13 protein-coding genes are annotated in these 15,016 nt (G+C 44.5%); 8 read left to right on the top strand and 5 right to left on the bottom strand.

Translation table 11 applies throughout. From position 1 onward, the window contains the following. Window positions 1-13: 13 nt before the first annotated feature. From HRI96_RS04910 to pncB, 3 genes are all read right to left on the bottom strand, one after another. The gene (locus HRI96_RS04910; protein WP_210118401.1) at window positions 14-1,261 is read right to left on the bottom strand and encodes an L-rhamnose isomerase; all 1,248 of its coding nucleotides are present in this window, start codon (window positions 1,259-1,261) and stop codon (window positions 14-16) included. Window positions 1,262-1,413: 152 nt separating this feature from the next. Next, window positions 1,414-2,592 carry a pyridoxal phosphate-dependent aminotransferase gene (locus HRI96_RS04905; RefSeq protein WP_210118400.1) on the bottom strand — a complete coding sequence of 393 codons (1,179 nt, stop codon included), beginning with the start codon at window positions 2,590-2,592 and terminating at the stop codon, window positions 1,414-1,416. Between the two features lie 50 nt (window positions 2,593-2,642). Continuing rightward, window positions 2,643-3,860 carry a nicotinate phosphoribosyltransferase gene (gene pncB, locus HRI96_RS04900; RefSeq protein WP_210118399.1) on the bottom strand — a complete coding sequence of 406 codons (1,218 nt, stop codon included), beginning with the start codon at window positions 3,858-3,860 and terminating at the stop codon, window positions 2,643-2,645. A gap of 285 nt (window positions 3,861-4,145) precedes the next feature. Here pncB and sufC point away from each other — a divergent pair, with 285 nt between their 5' ends. The 4 genes from sufC to cysK all read left to right on the top strand — a co-directional run bounded on the left by sufC (window position 4,146) and on the right by cysK (window position 8,696). Continuing rightward, window positions 4,146-4,949 carry a Fe-S cluster assembly ATPase SufC gene (gene sufC, locus HRI96_RS04895; RefSeq protein ID WP_210118398.1) on the top strand — a complete coding sequence of 268 codons (804 nt, stop codon included), beginning with the start codon at window positions 4,146-4,148 and terminating at the stop codon, window positions 4,947-4,949. Window positions 4,950-4,964: 15 nt separating this feature from the next. Beyond that, window positions 4,965-6,371 carry a Fe-S cluster assembly protein SufB gene (gene sufB / locus HRI96_RS04890; protein ID WP_210118397.1) on the top strand — a complete coding sequence of 469 codons (1,407 nt, stop codon included), beginning with the start codon at window positions 4,965-4,967 and terminating at the stop codon, window positions 6,369-6,371. Continuing rightward, window positions 6,371-7,579 carry a SufB/SufD family protein gene (locus tag HRI96_RS04885; RefSeq protein ID WP_210118396.1) on the top strand — a complete coding sequence of 403 codons (1,209 nt, stop codon included), beginning with the start codon at window positions 6,371-6,373 and terminating at the stop codon, window positions 7,577-7,579. The genes sufB and HRI96_RS04885 overlap by 1 nt, the downstream gene beginning before the upstream one ends. A gap of 184 nt (window positions 7,580-7,763) precedes the next feature. Next, entirely contained in the window at window positions 7,764-8,696 is a 933-nt protein-coding gene (gene cysK / locus HRI96_RS04880) for a cysteine synthase A (protein ID WP_210118395.1), read from the top strand. 48 nt (window positions 8,697-8,744) lie between these two features. Here the strand turns inward: cysK and HRI96_RS04875 are convergent, their stop codons facing one another. Together HRI96_RS04875 and HRI96_RS04870 are read right to left on the bottom strand one after the other, a co-directional pair. Then, on the bottom strand, window positions 8,745-9,149 hold the full coding sequence (locus HRI96_RS04875) for an HIT family protein (protein ID WP_210118394.1): 405 nt from the start codon (window positions 9,147-9,149) through the stop codon (window positions 8,745-8,747). A gap of 342 nt (window positions 9,150-9,491) precedes the next feature. Further along, a complete protein-coding gene (locus HRI96_RS04870) occupies window positions 9,492-10,151 on the bottom strand; it encodes a GntR family transcriptional regulator (protein WP_210118393.1) in 660 nt (219 codons plus the stop codon). Window positions 10,152-10,537: 386 nt separating this feature from the next. Here HRI96_RS04870 and HRI96_RS04865 point away from each other — a divergent pair, with 386 nt between their 5' ends. From HRI96_RS04865 to HRI96_RS04850, 4 genes are all read left to right on the top strand, one after another. Beyond that, window positions 10,538-11,545 carry a C4-dicarboxylate TRAP transporter substrate-binding protein gene (locus HRI96_RS04865; RefSeq protein WP_210118392.1) on the top strand — a complete coding sequence of 336 codons (1,008 nt, stop codon included), beginning with the start codon at window positions 10,538-10,540 and terminating at the stop codon, window positions 11,543-11,545. A gap of 174 nt (window positions 11,546-11,719) precedes the next feature. Further along, complete coding sequence (locus HRI96_RS04860; RefSeq protein ID WP_210118391.1) at window positions 11,720-12,202, top strand: TRAP transporter small permease; 483 nt, start codon at window positions 11,720-11,722, stop codon at window positions 12,200-12,202. Window positions 12,203-12,204: 2 nt separating this feature from the next. Next, complete coding sequence (locus HRI96_RS04855) at window positions 12,205-13,485, top strand: TRAP transporter large permease (RefSeq protein ID WP_210118390.1); 1,281 nt, start codon at window positions 12,205-12,207, stop codon at window positions 13,483-13,485. Between the two features lie 81 nt (window positions 13,486-13,566). Next, complete coding sequence (locus HRI96_RS04850) at window positions 13,567-15,015, top strand: NAD(P)/FAD-dependent oxidoreductase (protein WP_210118389.1); 1,449 nt, start codon at window positions 13,567-13,569, stop codon at window positions 15,013-15,015. Window position 15,016: the final 1 nt, after the last annotated feature.

Genomic DNA, 15,016 nt, shown 5'->3' with positions numbered 1-15,016 from the left:
CCTTTGCCGAAAATCATTTCCGGCCGGACAGAACCTTCTTTTCATAATCACAGACAGCCTTTACCATTTCATCGTCGTCAGGGGCGCCGGTTCTACGGCAGTATTCTTTCCAGACGGAACCGAAAGGAAGCGTCGCTTGCCGCTCCAGTAGAGCCATTTTTTCAAATTCTCTCCCGGCTTGTTCAAGTTCTATAAGAGTGTCCAGCGGTTCAAGCATAGCAAAAAGCAGAGCCTTGCGAGTTGAACGCGTGCCTACTGCCCACGCTCCTATGCGGTTTATGGAAGCATCAAAAAAATCAAGACCTATGTGAACATTCGTAAGTTTTCCGCTTCTTACAAGCTCTTCCGCCACCGATTTTACAGCGTCGTTAAACAAAACGACGTGATCGCTGTCCCAATGCAGCGGCCGGCTTATGTGCATGAGAACTTCATCGTCAAAAAGAAGAATCGAAGAAAGTTTATCCGAAACGTCTTCTCCTATATTGAAATGTCCCATGTCTATGCAAAGCATAAGGGAATTTCTTGCCGCATAATTCATGTAGAATTCGTGAGAACCGACTACAAACGATTCGGAACCTATACCGAAAAGCTTTGTTTCAAGCGCGTCGCGCATGAGACGCTTATCGTATTTTTCTTTAAAAATTTTATCGAGGGAATCTTTTAAGACAGCACGGTAACCGATTTTGTCGGCCGTAATGTTTTTTGCACCGTCAGGAATCCACGTATCAAGGATGCACGGCGTTCCCATATTTTTGCCGATATATGCCGCAATCCTGCGGCATCGTTTTTCATGCTCTATCCAAAATTCACGAACGGTCTTGTCCTTGCTCGAAAGGGTAAAACCGCTTTCCGCCATGGGATGACTGAAAAACGTTCCGTTAAAGTCTATTCCAATCTTTTTTTCTTTGGCCCAGTCTATCCATGAATGAAAATGTTTTTCTTCGATTTTATCACGCTCTACAAAGCCGCCGCAGAAGTCGCCGTAACTTGCATGAAGATTTATGCGGTGCGCGCCACCGTCGAGCGTAAGAACCTTTTCAAAATCGCTTCTCAGTTCGTCAATGTTTCTTGCCTTGCCGGGATAATTGCCCGTCGTCTGAATGCCACCGCCGCTTAAAACGGAACCGGGACGCTCGAAACCTCCCACATCGTCGCCCTGCCAGCAATGTACGGATATCGCAATCTTTTCCAGTTTGGAAAGGACTTTATCTACATCTACGCCGAAATCCGAATATTCGCTTTTCGCACTTTTAAAATCCATATACACACTCCGTTGAAAGAATTATAGCATAAGAAATTATGCAAGAGCAAATTTTCACTTTAAGCGCGGTCAAATACCGCAGCGGCATTTTCGGCAAAACCAAGAGATGCCAAACTATGCGCCCCAAACGGCAGACAGTACAGCGGCCTTATCTAAAAATACTTTTTGGCCAATTCTGCAAACGCGGCCAGCGATCTTCTTACCTTATCCTGTGGAATGCAATAGGCAAGGCGCACATAACCTGAGCAGCCGAAGGCGGATCCCGGTATCATCAGTATGTTGTGTTTTTTGCCTTCCGCAACGAAATCGGCCTCGTCCGGAACCGGCGATTTTAAAAACAGATAAAACGCTCCCTGCGGTTTAAGGCAGGTAAATCCCAACCGGGTGAGCCCTTCATAAAGGCATCTTCTGTTAACGTCGTAAAATTCCAGATCGGCTCTTTCTTCAAGACAGTCTTTAACCACAAGCTGAAAAAGCGAAGGCGCGTTGACGTACCCTACCCGCATGACGGCGATAAGAGCCGAAATAATTTCTAAAGGCATATCAGGCGGAACGGCAACGTAGCCTATTCTTTCTCCCGGCAGGGACAAGGATTTACTGAATGAATACGCTACTATGCAGTTTTTTATGTAACGAGGAACATACGGAACCGTATTTCCGTCATAGGCGAGTTCTCTGTAAGGCTCGTCAGAAACTACACAGATTTCGTGTCCGATCCTCTTTTGCGCTTCATTGATTTTTTCTTGAAGTTTTTTAAAAATTTCGGACGAATAGATTACTCCGGTAGGATTATTCGGATTGTTCAAAAGTATGATCTTTGTTTTTTCGTTTATGTAAGAATCAAGCAGGTCAAGATTAGGCTGAAACGTGTTCGTGTCCGGTGGAACGGCGACAAGTTTTCCGCCTGCGCTTGAGACATAATTTTTATACTCGCCGAAAAAAGGTGCAAAGCACACAACTTCTTCGTCGGGATCTAAAAACGTACGAAAAATGCAGTTAAGTCCGCCTGCGGCTCCCGACGTCATGACTATATTTTTTGCATCGTATTTCATGCCGTAGCGGCGGTTCAAAAATTCCGCTACGGCTTCTCGCACTTCGTCGTAGCCCGCATTTTTCATGTATCCGTGAAGATATTGACCGTCGCATTCGTTTACAAGGCGCAGGATGCTTTCTTTGACCTTAGCGGGCACTCGTGCGCAGGGATTTCCGAGACTGAAATCAAAAACGTTTTCAGCCCCGATCTTTTTCGCCATTTCGGCGCCTTCTTCAAAAGATTTTCTTATAGCGGAATTTCCCGCCGACAAGGCCTTCGCTTTTTCAGATAATTCCATAATTATTGTCCTTTGTCCGTATCATAAGCTAAAAATGCGTAAAAGAGCTTTTAGCGGTTGCTTATGCGCCAATCTATGGCGCGCTGCAGATAATCTTCGTAAGCTTTATCTTCGCCGATGCCCTTCCCGGGAGAATCCGAAATTTTCACGACGGGGATTCCGTTTGCCTGAACCGTTTTCATCACTATGTTTAAAGAAGGAACGTAAGTGTCGTTCACAAGAAACGTTCCTATGCCGAAGGAAACCCGCGCCTGATCGCCGAATTCCCTGTAAATTTTATCGGCCATGTCAAAATCAAGATTGTCGCTGAAAAGCAGGGTTTTTGTTTTGGGATCAATGCCCAGTTTTTTATAATGAGCGATCATCTTACGCGCCCATTCAAACGGATCGCCGGAATCGTTTCTTACGCCGGCAAAGAGCATTGCATTTTTAATGTCAAAGTCCAGCAAAAAACAGTCGGTGGTTATGCAATCCGTAAGCGCGATGCCCAGCTGTATGCCGTATAAATCGTGCCATTCGTCCATAACAAATTTATTGGAATATGCGGGATTGCGTTCAGGATATCCCTGCCCCGTCACCATAAAAACTTCATGGGCCATAGTACCTATTGGTCTTATGTTTTCGCGCATTGCGATCATAACGTTTGAAGTTCCGTTGAATTGAGAAGAGCCCAAACGTCTCTCAAGATCCGCCTGCTTGAACATGCGTATCACTTCGAGCTGAATGTGAGAATTAAGGCGGCGGCGCGTTCCGAATTCGGAAAAAGAACCGATGACATATTTTTTGCTGCCGAGATCGGCGATTTTTTGCTTTGTGCGTTCGATGGCTGACTGCGCTATTTTATCGTATTCGTTTTTATATTTAAAACTGTAATAAACTTCATTTACTATAGAAAGAACCGGAGTTTCGTAATATATGGTTAAAAACCACGGCCCTACCGTTCTGATATTCAAACCGCAGTCGGCATCATCGGAAATAATAAAATGTTCCATCATCGGATGCCATACGGATAAAAACGAAATATATCCCTTGTCAAGCCATTTTATAGACGAAAGATAATTTATTTCTTCCACCGTAAAATTCAACTTACAGTATAATTCCAGCTGGCGCTTTATTTCACGGATCATAGGGGCGGTAAAATGAACGTCTTTAGTCCGGCATACGAATTTCCACTCTACGTTTGCGTCGCCGTATCTGCGCATGGCGAACTGCCCCATGCTGAACTTATACAAATCGGTATCCAAAAGACTTGTTATTATCTGCTCCATGCTTTGCCTCGATAAAAAAACATGCAATTTAAGAATAGCAGTAAATCGGCAGACTAGCAAGGCTGTGAAACGGCACGGCGAAAAAACATCGCGGCCCGCGAAAACACTACGCGGCACGGCAAAACGGTGCCGCCGCAAAAATGCCGGCAAAAGCGGCACGCAACCGGAACCTCGCCGTCTCATTGAACAACGAAAGAGTTCAGAAAAAACTTGACATTGTATATTTTTATTATTTTATTTAAACTCATACAGTAATGTTTAAATTTTAAATTCACGGAGTTCCGTATGAATAATATATTGTTATCCGCAAAAAATTTGTCGGTGGGAATCAAAAACAAAGAGATTCTCTCTGACATAAATCTTAATATAATGCCCGGAGAAACGCACGTCCTGCTGGGACCCAACGGAGCGGGCAAATCCACTCTCGGCAACGCTATAATGGGGCATCCTGCATATCATATCAGCGGCGGCAACATCTACTTCAATTCCGAAGACATCACAAGTCTTCCACCCGACAAAAGAGCCAAAATGGGTATGTTTATGACCTTTCAAACCCCGGTCGAAATTCCCGGCATAAGCGTCGCAAAATTCATTCGAAGCGCTATGGAACAGCGCTCGGGAAAACGCCAAAATCTCTTTACGGTAAGAAAAAAGATCGAAGAAAAAATGAATCTGCTTAACATGGATCTTTCCTATGCCGACCGCGACCTCAACGTAGGCTTTTCGGGCGGAGAAAGAAAAAAGACGGAAATACTTCAGATGCTCATGCTGGAGCCTAAATTCGCAATCCTTGACGAAACAGATTCCGGACTTGACGTAGACGCGGTGCGCACGGTTTCAAGGGGTATCGAAGAGTTCCAAAAAGAAGGAGACGGCTCGCTTTTAATAATAACGCACAGTGCAAAAATCCTTGAAAGCATCAAGGTGGATTACGTGCACGTTATCGTAAAAGGACAAATAGTAAAAACCGGTGATATTTCCTTGATCGAAGAGATAAACAAAAACGGTTTTGAAAAATTCGGCGGCGGGGCATCGCAAAGTCTCGCAGGCGGCAAACCTAATCAAAGTCAAATGACGGCAAAGCTCTGATGCAAGGTTTAAATCATGAAAAAGAAAACAAAGATAGATGACATAAATCGCAATCTTTACGATTTTAAAGACGACGAAAGCGATTTTTACCGTCTGAGCGGCGGACTTACCCGCGAGACAGTAGAAACCATTTCCAGAGAAAAAAACGATCCTGAGTGGATGAGAGAATTTCGGCTGAGATCTCTAAAACTTTACAATAAAATTCCTCTTCCCGACTGGGGGCCGCCGCTTGATGAACTTAACATGGAAGATATTTCCTCATACGTGCGCGCAAACACGAGCATGAAAGGCAAATGGGAAGAAGTTCCTGCCGACATAAAAAACACCTTCGAGCGGCTTGGAATTCCCCAGGCGGAGCGGGAAGCTCTTGCGGGAGTCGGAGCCCAATACGATTCCGAACTTGTCTATCACAACGTAAAAGAGGAAGTGACGAAAAAAGGCGTCGTATACACCGACATGGAAAGCGCCCTTACAGGCCCTTACGCAGATCTTGTAAAATCAAAGTTCATGCGCCTGCTTCCGCCGCAGGAACACAAGTTTATGGCCCTGCACGGAGCGGTTTGGTCTGGCGGATCGTTCGTATATGTTCCCAAGGGGATTCACTTGGATATCCCTCTGCAATCGTATTTCCGCCTTAACGCGCCGGGCGCAGGACAATACGAGCATACTCTAATAATAGTCGACGACGACGCATACCTGCACTTTATCGAAGGCTGTTCCGCGCCCAAATACAACGTCGCAAACCTTCATGCAGGCTGCGTAGAAATATACGTAGGAAAAAATTCCACTGTGCGTTATTCCACGATCGAAAACTGGTCAAAAAACATGTACAACCTTAATTCAAAACGGGCGCTCGTAGAAGAAGACGGCACTATAGAATGGATATCGGGCTCTTTCGGATCCCACACTTCATATCTTTATCCGAACAGTATTTTAAAAGGCGACAGATCAAAAAGCGAATACACGGGAATAACGTTTTCCGGCAGCGGACAGGACTTGGACACGGGAACGAAAATAGTCCACATAGGCAAGGACACCACTTCGTTCGTAAATGCAAAGTCCATATCAAAAAGCGGCGGCCGCAACACTTTCCGCAGTTCGGTAGAGATAAGAAAGAGCGCCAAAAACGCAAAATCTTCGGTTTCATGCACATCGCTCATGCTGGACGACAAATCGCGATCCGATACTATTCCTTCAATGGACGTAAGAACCTGCGACGCGGATATCGGGCACGAGGCAAAAATAGGCAAGATAAGCGAAGAAGTGATTTTTTATCTTATGAGCCGCGGAATCGACGAAGAAGAAGCAAGAGCTATGATAGTGACGGGCTTTGCAAATCCCATAGCTAAGGAACTGCCGCTTGAATATGCGGTAGAAATGAACAATCTTATAAAACTTGAAATGGAAGGAGCGATAGGTTGATGAAAAACGATGAACTTATACTTAAAGCAAGCCCTCTTCCCTCAAAAACATGGAATTTTCTCAAAATAAACGATACCGATATTCCCGTACCGAAAAAAATAAAAAGCGAAAACGAATGCAGCGTAAAATGCCTTCCTGAAAACATAAAACTTTTACGAACAGATGCGAACGAAGCGCTTAAAATTTTCAAAGGCGAAAAGATTTCGGGCGCACTGGGTGAAAATGTCGAAAAATGGCTTTCGGATCAAAACCTGAAATGCATGTTTTTTACCGTAGAAGCCTCAAAGTCCGGCCGGGACTTGGAAAATTCCGATGCTGAAAAACGCGGCGGCAAAGCAAACGGCCTTACGGGACTAAACGCGGCTGGCGCAGACCCTGCACGTCCTGGCGGCAAAGATATTCTTCCGGCTCATATCACAATTGAACTGAAGGCCGAGGAGAAACACGCGTCTCTTTTTGTCATCCACGCAAAAAAAGGAACAAATTCGCGCTTCATCTTCGAATGCCGGCAGAACACGAATTTTTCAAACACGGGCGAAGGATTTTTGGCCGTGTTCGTCCTATGCTGCCTTGAAGAAAATTCCGCCTTGGAAATTTCAAAAATCCAGTTTTTGGGACAAAAAACCGCTTATCTTTCGGACATAGGCGCTCTTGAAAAGCGGGACTCAAAGCTCACTCTGATACGCGGAAATTTCGGCGCCGAAAAATCTTGGCTGGGCTCAAAAACCTCACTTAAAGGCGACGGAGCTGAAATTGAAAGCAAACTGGCCTATATGACGGACGACAGCCAGACTTTAGACATAAACGACATAGGCATTCATTACGGGAAGCGGACTGTAAGCGGCTTTAATTCGCAAGGAGTCATGCTCGGAAAATCATATAAAAACTATAAGGGAACTATAGATTTTATAAAAGGCTGTTCGTCTTCTTCCGGAGAAGAAAAAGAAGACGTTCTTCTTTTAAGCGACGATATAATAAATAAATCTACGCCCGTAATACTGTGCGACGAAGAAGACGTAACGGGTAACCACGGCGCAACGCTCGGAAAGATAGACGAAAACCTTTTGTTTTATATGGGCAGCAGGGGACTTGACGGGCAAAGCGCAAAGCGGTTGATCGCAAACGGAAAGCTATATAACATAATAAACCGCATTCCCAGCAAGGAAATAATAGAAAAAACCGTATCGCATATAGACACGACGTTTTGATTGAGGGCGGTAAGGGAAACGCATATACCGTAAAGACAGGATCGCTCAGGCGGATTTTTACGGACAGCGCATAAATTAATTTGGCATGCGCGCTTTTGCGCACGGCTAAAAACTTTTTCGGAAATTAAAACCGGCTTGAAGCTTAACTGCGAGAGCCTGCAAAATTTTTTATTAGGATAATTATATGAAACCTATATATAAATCAATAGACGAACTTATAGGAAACACGCCTCTGCTGGAACTTTCAAATATCGAAAGGGACGAAAACTTACAGGCAAGAATTCTTGCAAAACTTGAGTATTTTAATCCCGCAGGAAGTATAAAAGACAGAGCGGCAAAATCAATGCTCGACGACGCTGAAGCGAAGGGACTTTTAAAAAAGGGTTCCGTGATAATCGAACCGACAAGCGGAAACACGGGAGTGGGACTTTCGGCAATAGCTTGCACGCGCGGCTACAGGGTAATAATTACAATGCCCGAAACGATGAGCGTCGAACGAAGGAATCTTATGAAAGCCTACGGAGCGGAACTTGTTTTGACGGAGGGGGCTAAGGGAATGAAAGGCGCAATAGAAAAAGCCGAAGAACTGTCAAAATCCATACCCGGCAGTTTCATTCCCGGGCAATTTAAAAATCCCGCAAATCCCGAAGCGCACAAAAAGACTACGGGACCTGAAATTTGGAACGATACGGAAGGAAAAACGGATATTTTTGTTGCAGGAATCGGCACCGGCGGTACTATAAGCGGCACAGGAGAATACCTTAAATCAAAAAATCCAAAAATAAAAATCGTCGCCGTAGAACCCAAAGATTCGCCCGTTTTGTCCGAAGGACGCTCCGGGCCGCATAAAATTCAAGGGATCGGAGCGGGATTTGTTCCCGAAACCCTTGACACAAAGATCTACGACGAGATCGTAACCGTAGAAAACGAAGATGCGTTTGAAACGGGAAGAAAATTATGCAGAAAAGAAGGAATTCTTGTAGGAATTTCTTCAGGAGCTGCGGTATGGGCTGCTATCAGTCTTGCCAAACGGCTTGAAAACAAAGGAAAGACTATCGTCGTGATTCTTCCCGACACAGGCGAAAGATACCTTTCTACGCCCATGTTTTCGGAATGACGATGTAAATTTGCGGAAAAGCGGCTGGCGGTAAAATCGCGATAAGCGTCAGACCATTTTAAGTCGCTGCCATAATTCGTCTTTTGACAGCTTCGTTCCCGTATACTTCGGAAAAGACGGAAGCCCGTCGTCCGCTTTCCGCGGCACCAAATGAAAATGCAAGTGAAAAACCGTCTGCCCCGCGCACGGTTCGTTGGCGTTCATAACGTCGACGCCACCCCACCCGCAGTCGTCCACATAGTGCTTTGCAACCTTTTGCACGGTTTCAATAACATGGGCTAAGGTTTCTTTGTCGCAATCGAGAATATTTTTCACATGCTTTTTAGGAACTACGAGAGTGTGACCGTCAACATCGTCTGCCGCATCCAAAAAGACCAAAGTGTGTTCGTCTTCATAAATTTTACGGCAGGGAAGTTCTCCCGAAATTATCCTGCAAAAGACATCATCGCTCATAATAAGTCTCCTGTAAAAACTTTTGCAGAAAGTTGAAGCTTGCTCTCGTTCTGCAAAGAACCGATCCTAAACGTCCGCTTTCGCGGATTCAGAATCAACTTTCGAAAAGTCTTTCGGCGCTTTATCTGTCGCTATCGTAATCACGCGCTTTTAAAAAATATCTTATCAGCATAAGACGAATGCGGCAACAGTGCGTCACGATAAAAAATATTGACAGAAGAATTATACGAACAGAAACTCACAGCAAAATATACAGCGTTTGCCTATGATAAAGCCAAAGGTTAGGTTTGACAATGGATTTTTCTTTATCCGCAGCAGAAGCTATTCGAGATTTGCTAAAAACTAAATGATGAAGTTGCTTGCGGCGTAAATGGTATTGTACCGTTCTACGGATTTTTCAAGGTGGCTGCGGCAGACTTCTTCCGCACGGCTTATGTCATCCGAGAGGATGGAATCAATCATTTCAATGTGTTCGTGCCGTGCATCGTCATCGCTTTTGCTGTCCGCAAATGACGACAGAATCCTTATGCGCTGGCTTTGAGACAGCAGCCGCTCTTCAGTGTCGATCAGAATTTGATTACGCGTGCATTCTGCAAGATAAAGGTGGAATTCGCTGTCCAGATCCCTTCCGCTGGCCGTAGCGGAAATCATTTTCGTATTATTGAATTCCCTTTTGAAGGCGGAAAGCTTTTCTGCGGATACGGAGTCGGCTATTTTCCGTATGATTGGAGGCTCGAGCATAAGCCGTACCTCGTAAATGCCAAGAATATCCCTGATCCGTAAAAACGAGGCGGTTATCCCTTTTCTGGGGATTATGGAAACAAGGCCTTCCGTAGATAATGTTGTTATAGCTTCGTGAACGGGCGTTCGGCTTATGCCCAGTTCGGAAACATATTTTTTTTCATCGATAGGCTCGCCCGGTTTGATAATATTATTGATAATCTGCTTTTTGATATGTGAGTAGGCTTGCTCTTTCAGGCTTTTGTTTTCATTTTCAATCATGGCTCATCCTTAAAATAACATAACATCTCCTTAAAACAATATAAAAACTATAAACAAAAAAAAATGAAAAAACAAGGTTTTATTTCTTGCCGTCGGGCGGCGAGATTGTCGATTTTTATAGGTTTTAATTTTTAAACTTGACGGCTTAATAAAGTAGACCTATAATCTAATTATGGCTGTGATATATCACGAATATATCAGCGGCATACCTTAATTTATCAAGGAATGTAAAACAAAAACTGCCGGAACAGAACAGCTTTTGTTTACCGAGTTTTCTTTTGAAAACTTGATTATTTAATATCGCGTTCTCATACATTTGCGGACGTGGGTAAAAAACCGATTGAATGCTGAAAATATTCTTCTCGGTTTTTGATTAGGAGGTCTATATGAAAAAAACATTGATTCTGGTGTTTGCCGTTGTTCTTGGGATTTTTTTAGTGGGCTGCAGCAAGTCCTCTCATCAAAGCGCGCAAAAGAAGGCCGTAAATGTTATGATTGGTTATGAGAACAATCCCGGAGAACCGATTGACCTTGCCTGTCAGAAATGGAAGGAATACGTAGAGCAGGAAAGCAAAGGTTCCATGACGGTCACGCTTTATCCGTCAAGTCAGCTTGGAACAAAGGACAATATAATTGACCAAGCTGTGAACGGCGAACCTGTAATCACTTTGGCAAACGGCGCCTTTTTTCAGGACAGGGGGGTAAAGGATTTCGGAATAGTGTTTGCACCGTACCTGTTCGGCTCTTGGGATGATTTCAAAAAGCTTATGGCCAGCGACTGGTGGAAGCAAAAATGCGATGAGCTGGAAAAACAGTGCAATCTCAAGATATTGACGTCATGGAACTACGGTGTTCGCCATACTATCACAAAGGCTCCCGTAAAGACCCCTGAAGACCTGAAAGGAAAAAAAATCCGTGTACCGAACAATGTTATTCAGGTTAGAGGAACCGCCGCCCTCGGCGCAACTCCGACGCCTATGTCCTTGGGTGATGTCTATACGGCGCTTCAACAGGGTGTAATCGACGGTCTTGAAAATCCTCTTCCGGTAATTCTGAACGGAGCTTTTCAGGAAGTTGCAAAATACCTAATTCTTGACGGACATATCTATGACGAAACATGCTGGATCACAGGGACTAAATTTTATGAAAAACTGTCTCCGGAACAGCAGAAGATCCTTGTTGACTGTGGAAACAAAGCCGGAGTATACAATAATCAGCAGCTTGATTCTCTTACACAGGATGCCTTGAACAAGCTGAAGGATGCGGGCGTTGTTGTGACAAATATTGACCTTGAGGCCTTCAGAAAAGCGTCCGAATCGTTCTACAGCGATCCTGAAATCAAGAAAATGTGGTCTCCCGATATAGTTGACACGATACGCAAAATTATAAAATAACATCTCAGGTTATGCTGCCGTTCATAGCGGCAGCATAACTCCGGAAAGCTAAATTTCTTGCAATCAAATCGTAAAAACTGCCGAAACATAAAAGTTTGAATTTGAAAAAACAGTTTTTTATCAATTAAACGTATGTGCGTACTCTGTTAATGCCCGTACGTCCGGGAGTGGAAAATGTGTAAAAAGCCCTTGCTCATAAATGCCTTGAAGAACCTTGACACTGTGATTGCCGCATTGGCTTTGGTTTTACTTGTCGCAGTAACATTTGTCGGTGTTGTTATGCGCTATGTCTTTTCAAGTCCGTTTGCATGGGAAGAGGAAGTTCAGCTGGCGCTTATTGTATGGGTAGTGTTTTTTGGCGGCAGATATGCGTTTGTGACCGGCAGCCATCCGGCTATTGATATGATCGTAAACGTATTCCCAAAAAAGATCAGAAAACCGTTCATGTGCGCTGTCATTCTTTTTTCGATCACGGTTCTGCTGTACGCCGGACTGCAGGGTTTTAGATACACGCTGCAGATGTTGAATAACTCTCGTGTCACAAACATACTGCGTATTCCATTTGCATTGATTTACGCACCACTGCCGATCGGCTGTGTCCTGATGTCGGCGCAGATTGTAATAAACAATTTTTGTAAAAAAACCGGGGAGGAGTAACTATGCAGACAACGCTTATAGGACTTGCCGCTGCAGTTCTTCTTGCATCTCTTTTTCTGAACGTGCCTGTTTTTATTTCCATTTTGGCAGGTTCCGTAACATACTTTTTCCTTTCCGGCGGCTCTCTTACGACGCTGCTCGGCCAGAGAATCCTGTCCGGCGTGGAAAGCATACCTCTTCTTGCGATTCCTTTCTTTGTTGCGGCAGGGGTCTTCATGAATTATTCAGGAGTTACAAGAAGGATAATGAACTTCTGCAACCTTTTGATCGGACAGCGGACAGGCGGGCTTGCACAGGTAAATGTCCTTCTTTCAACTCTTATGGGCGGACTTTCAGGGAGCAATCTTGCCGATGCGGCGATGGAATCCAAGATGCTTGTCCCTGAGATGGAAAAAAAAGGCTTCTCAAAAGAATTTTCCACGGTAGTTACGGCAATGTCCTCTATGATCACGCCCTTGATTCCGCCCGGAATTGCAATGATCCTGTACGGGTCTGTGGCAAATATTTCCATAGGGAAAATCTTTATTGCCGGAATAGGAAACGGATTGTTGCTCTGTGTCGCAATGATGATTCTTGTTGCCGTTATTTCAAAAAAAAGAGGCTACAAATCGATTGAAAAACTTGAGGTTAAGCCTTCGCAAGCTATACGAGGAGCGATTCTTCCGTTGTGCCTTCCTGTCATAATTCTTGGAGGAATAAGACTCGGAATTTTTACCGCCACTGAAGCAGGTTCTGTCGCCATAGTGTATGCTCTTGTGCTCGGACTTATCTATAAGGAGCTTAAGATTGAAAACATCAAGATAGGACTTAAAGAGACCGTTGCAACCACCGCTTCGATTATGGTAATTGTGGGAGCCGCGTCTGCTTTCGCGTGGGTCTTAACCAGAGGGCAGATTCCACAGAAATTCACACAGCTTGTGATTGGAACTATTCACAGCAAATATGTATTCCTGATAGTTGTAATCTTATTTCTCATTGTGGTCGGAATGTTCATAGAAGGGAATGCGGCTCTTATCGTACTTGTTCCGCTTCTCGCCCCTGTAGCGAACGCTTATGGGATCGACCCGATCCATTTTGCGATGGTCTATATATTTACGATGGCCTGCGGCGGCGTAACGCCTCCTGTGGGAACGCTTATATTTGTTACATGCGGAATAACAAAATGTACCATAAAGGATTTTATAGTGGAGTCCATTCCTTTTTACATTATGCTGTTTATCTGCATGCTCCTTATAGCTTTTTGCCCATGGATATCAACAGGGCTTGTCAATCTGATTTACTGACAGGAAAGCTCTAAAAACTGCGGTTTTTAGAAGTAACTGCGGCTTATGAGCCGACAATCTGATTATATTCGAGGAAAACAGATGAAAACTGTATATGATGTGCTTATCATTGGCGGCGGAGTTGTAGGCAGCGCCATTGCCAGGGAACTGTCCGCATATAAACTGTCCATAGGTGTGCTGGAAAAGAATCTTGATGTCTGCAATGAAACCAGCGGAAGAAATTCGGGGGTAGTTCACGGCGGTTTTGCTTATGACACAGGGACACTGAAAGCAAAGCTCTGTGTAGAAGGCAACAGGATGATGGATCAGCTTTCCGACGAGCTTGGTTTCAGATTCGACAGGTGCGGTAAGGTTCTTGTCGGCAATACTTTGGAAGAGAGGAAGTCTCTTGAAAGAACCGTTGCTCAAGGAAGAAAAAACGGAGCGACGGAATTATCCATTATTTCCGAGAATGAGCTCCACCGCCTTGTTCCCAAGGCCGTAGGAAAATTCGCAATGTTTTCTAAAAATTCCGGAGTTGTAGATCCTTTTAATTATACGATCGCACTCGCGGAAAACGCAGTTTTGAATGGGGCTAAGTATTTTTTTGACACTAAGGTCGGTGCAATAAGGCGCGGCGACGGACTGTGGATGCTGGAAACTTCCAGGGGACAATTCGCCTCCAAATGGGTCGTAAATGCCGCAGGACTTGGCTGCGGCGCCGTTTCAGATATGCTCGGAATAAAAGGCTACAAGATAATCGGTTCTAAGGGCGACTATATAATACTTGACAAAAGGACAGGACCTCTTCTTCCTATGCCCGTGTACCCTGTTCCGTCAAATACCTACATGGGAATTCATGTGACCAATACTACCGACGGAAATGTCATCATAGGGCCTAATGCGGATAATGTGAACGATTTTGCATATTACGGCGTCCTTCAGAAAAATCTTGACTATCTTGTTGAAAGCGCATCAAGAATTTGGCCTTGTATCAACCGCGGGGACTGCATAAGAAACTACTCGGGCATATTGCCGAAGCTCGTTGACGACAGCGGCAGTATTCAGGATTTTAAGATAGAGATAAAAAACGACATTGCGCCGAATGCTGTAAACCTTATCGGCATTGAGTCTCCGGGCTTAACGGCTGCAGTTCCAATCGCCCGCCATGTCATCGGCATGATGAAAGAATACGTAAATCTAGAAAAAAAAGAAGGCTATAATCCCAGACTGCCGAAAGTAATGCGTTTCGCAGAACTGGATGAGGAAGAACTTTCTGCCCTGATAAAAAAGGAGCCTGATTACGGTGAATTGGTCTGCCGATGTGAAAAAGTGTCAAAGGCTGAATTTGTAAGGGCAATTCATAATCCGCTTGGAGTCCATACGATGACGGGAATAAAATACCGAACCCGTGCTATGATGGGCAGATGTCAGGGCGGATACTGTCGGATGCGTTTGGCTCAGCTTCTGGAACAGGAGCTTGGATTGAAACCCGAAGAGATTGTGTATGAGCGCAAAGGCTCGAATCCTTTTATTGGGCAGATGAGGTAGT

This window comes from Treponema parvum (assembly GCF_017893945.1).
GTDB lineage: Bacteria > Spirochaetota > Spirochaetia > Treponematales > Treponemataceae > Treponema_D > Treponema_D parvum_A.
Note: the sequence above shows the minus strand (reverse complement) of the source record. Positions and strands in the feature narration are given on the sequence as shown.

Excerpts from the sequence above, each read along its gene's own strand:
- HRI96_RS04860 (WP_210118391.1), top strand. The coding sequence starts at position 11,720 with ATGTGTAAAAAGCCCTTGCTCATAAATGCCTTGAAGAACCTTGACACT.
- cysK (WP_210118395.1), top strand. The coding sequence starts at position 7,764 with ATGAAACCTATATATAAATCAATAGACGAACTTATAGGAAACACGCCT.
- pncB (WP_210118399.1), bottom strand. The coding sequence starts at position 3,860 with ATGGAGCAGATAATAACAAGTCTTTTGGATACCGATTTGTATAAGTTC.
- HRI96_RS04865 (WP_210118392.1), top strand. The coding sequence starts at position 10,538 with ATGAAAAAAACATTGATTCTGGTGTTTGCCGTTGTTCTTGGGATTTTT.
- HRI96_RS04905 (WP_210118400.1), bottom strand. The coding sequence starts at position 2,592 with ATGGAATTATCTGAAAAAGCGAAGGCCTTGTCGGCGGGAAATTCCGCT.
- HRI96_RS04850 (WP_210118389.1), top strand. The coding sequence starts at position 13,567 with ATGAAAACTGTATATGATGTGCTTATCATTGGCGGCGGAGTTGTAGGC.
- sufC (WP_210118398.1), top strand. The coding sequence starts at position 4,146 with ATGAATAATATATTGTTATCCGCAAAAAATTTGTCGGTGGGAATCAAA.
- sufB (WP_210118397.1), top strand. The coding sequence starts at position 4,965 with ATGAAAAAGAAAACAAAGATAGATGACATAAATCGCAATCTTTACGAT.
- HRI96_RS04885 (WP_210118396.1), top strand. The coding sequence starts at position 6,371 with ATGAAAAACGATGAACTTATACTTAAAGCAAGCCCTCTTCCCTCAAAA.
- HRI96_RS04855 (WP_210118390.1), top strand. The coding sequence starts at position 12,205 with ATGCAGACAACGCTTATAGGACTTGCCGCTGCAGTTCTTCTTGCATCT.
- HRI96_RS04910 (WP_210118401.1), bottom strand. The coding sequence starts at position 1,261 with ATGGATTTTAAAAGTGCGAAAAGCGAATATTCGGATTTCGGCGTAGAT.
- HRI96_RS04875 (WP_210118394.1), bottom strand. The coding sequence starts at position 9,149 with ATGAGCGATGATGTCTTTTGCAGGATAATTTCGGGAGAACTTCCCTGC.
- HRI96_RS04870 (WP_210118393.1), bottom strand. The coding sequence starts at position 10,151 with ATGATTGAAAATGAAAACAAAAGCCTGAAAGAGCAAGCCTACTCACAT.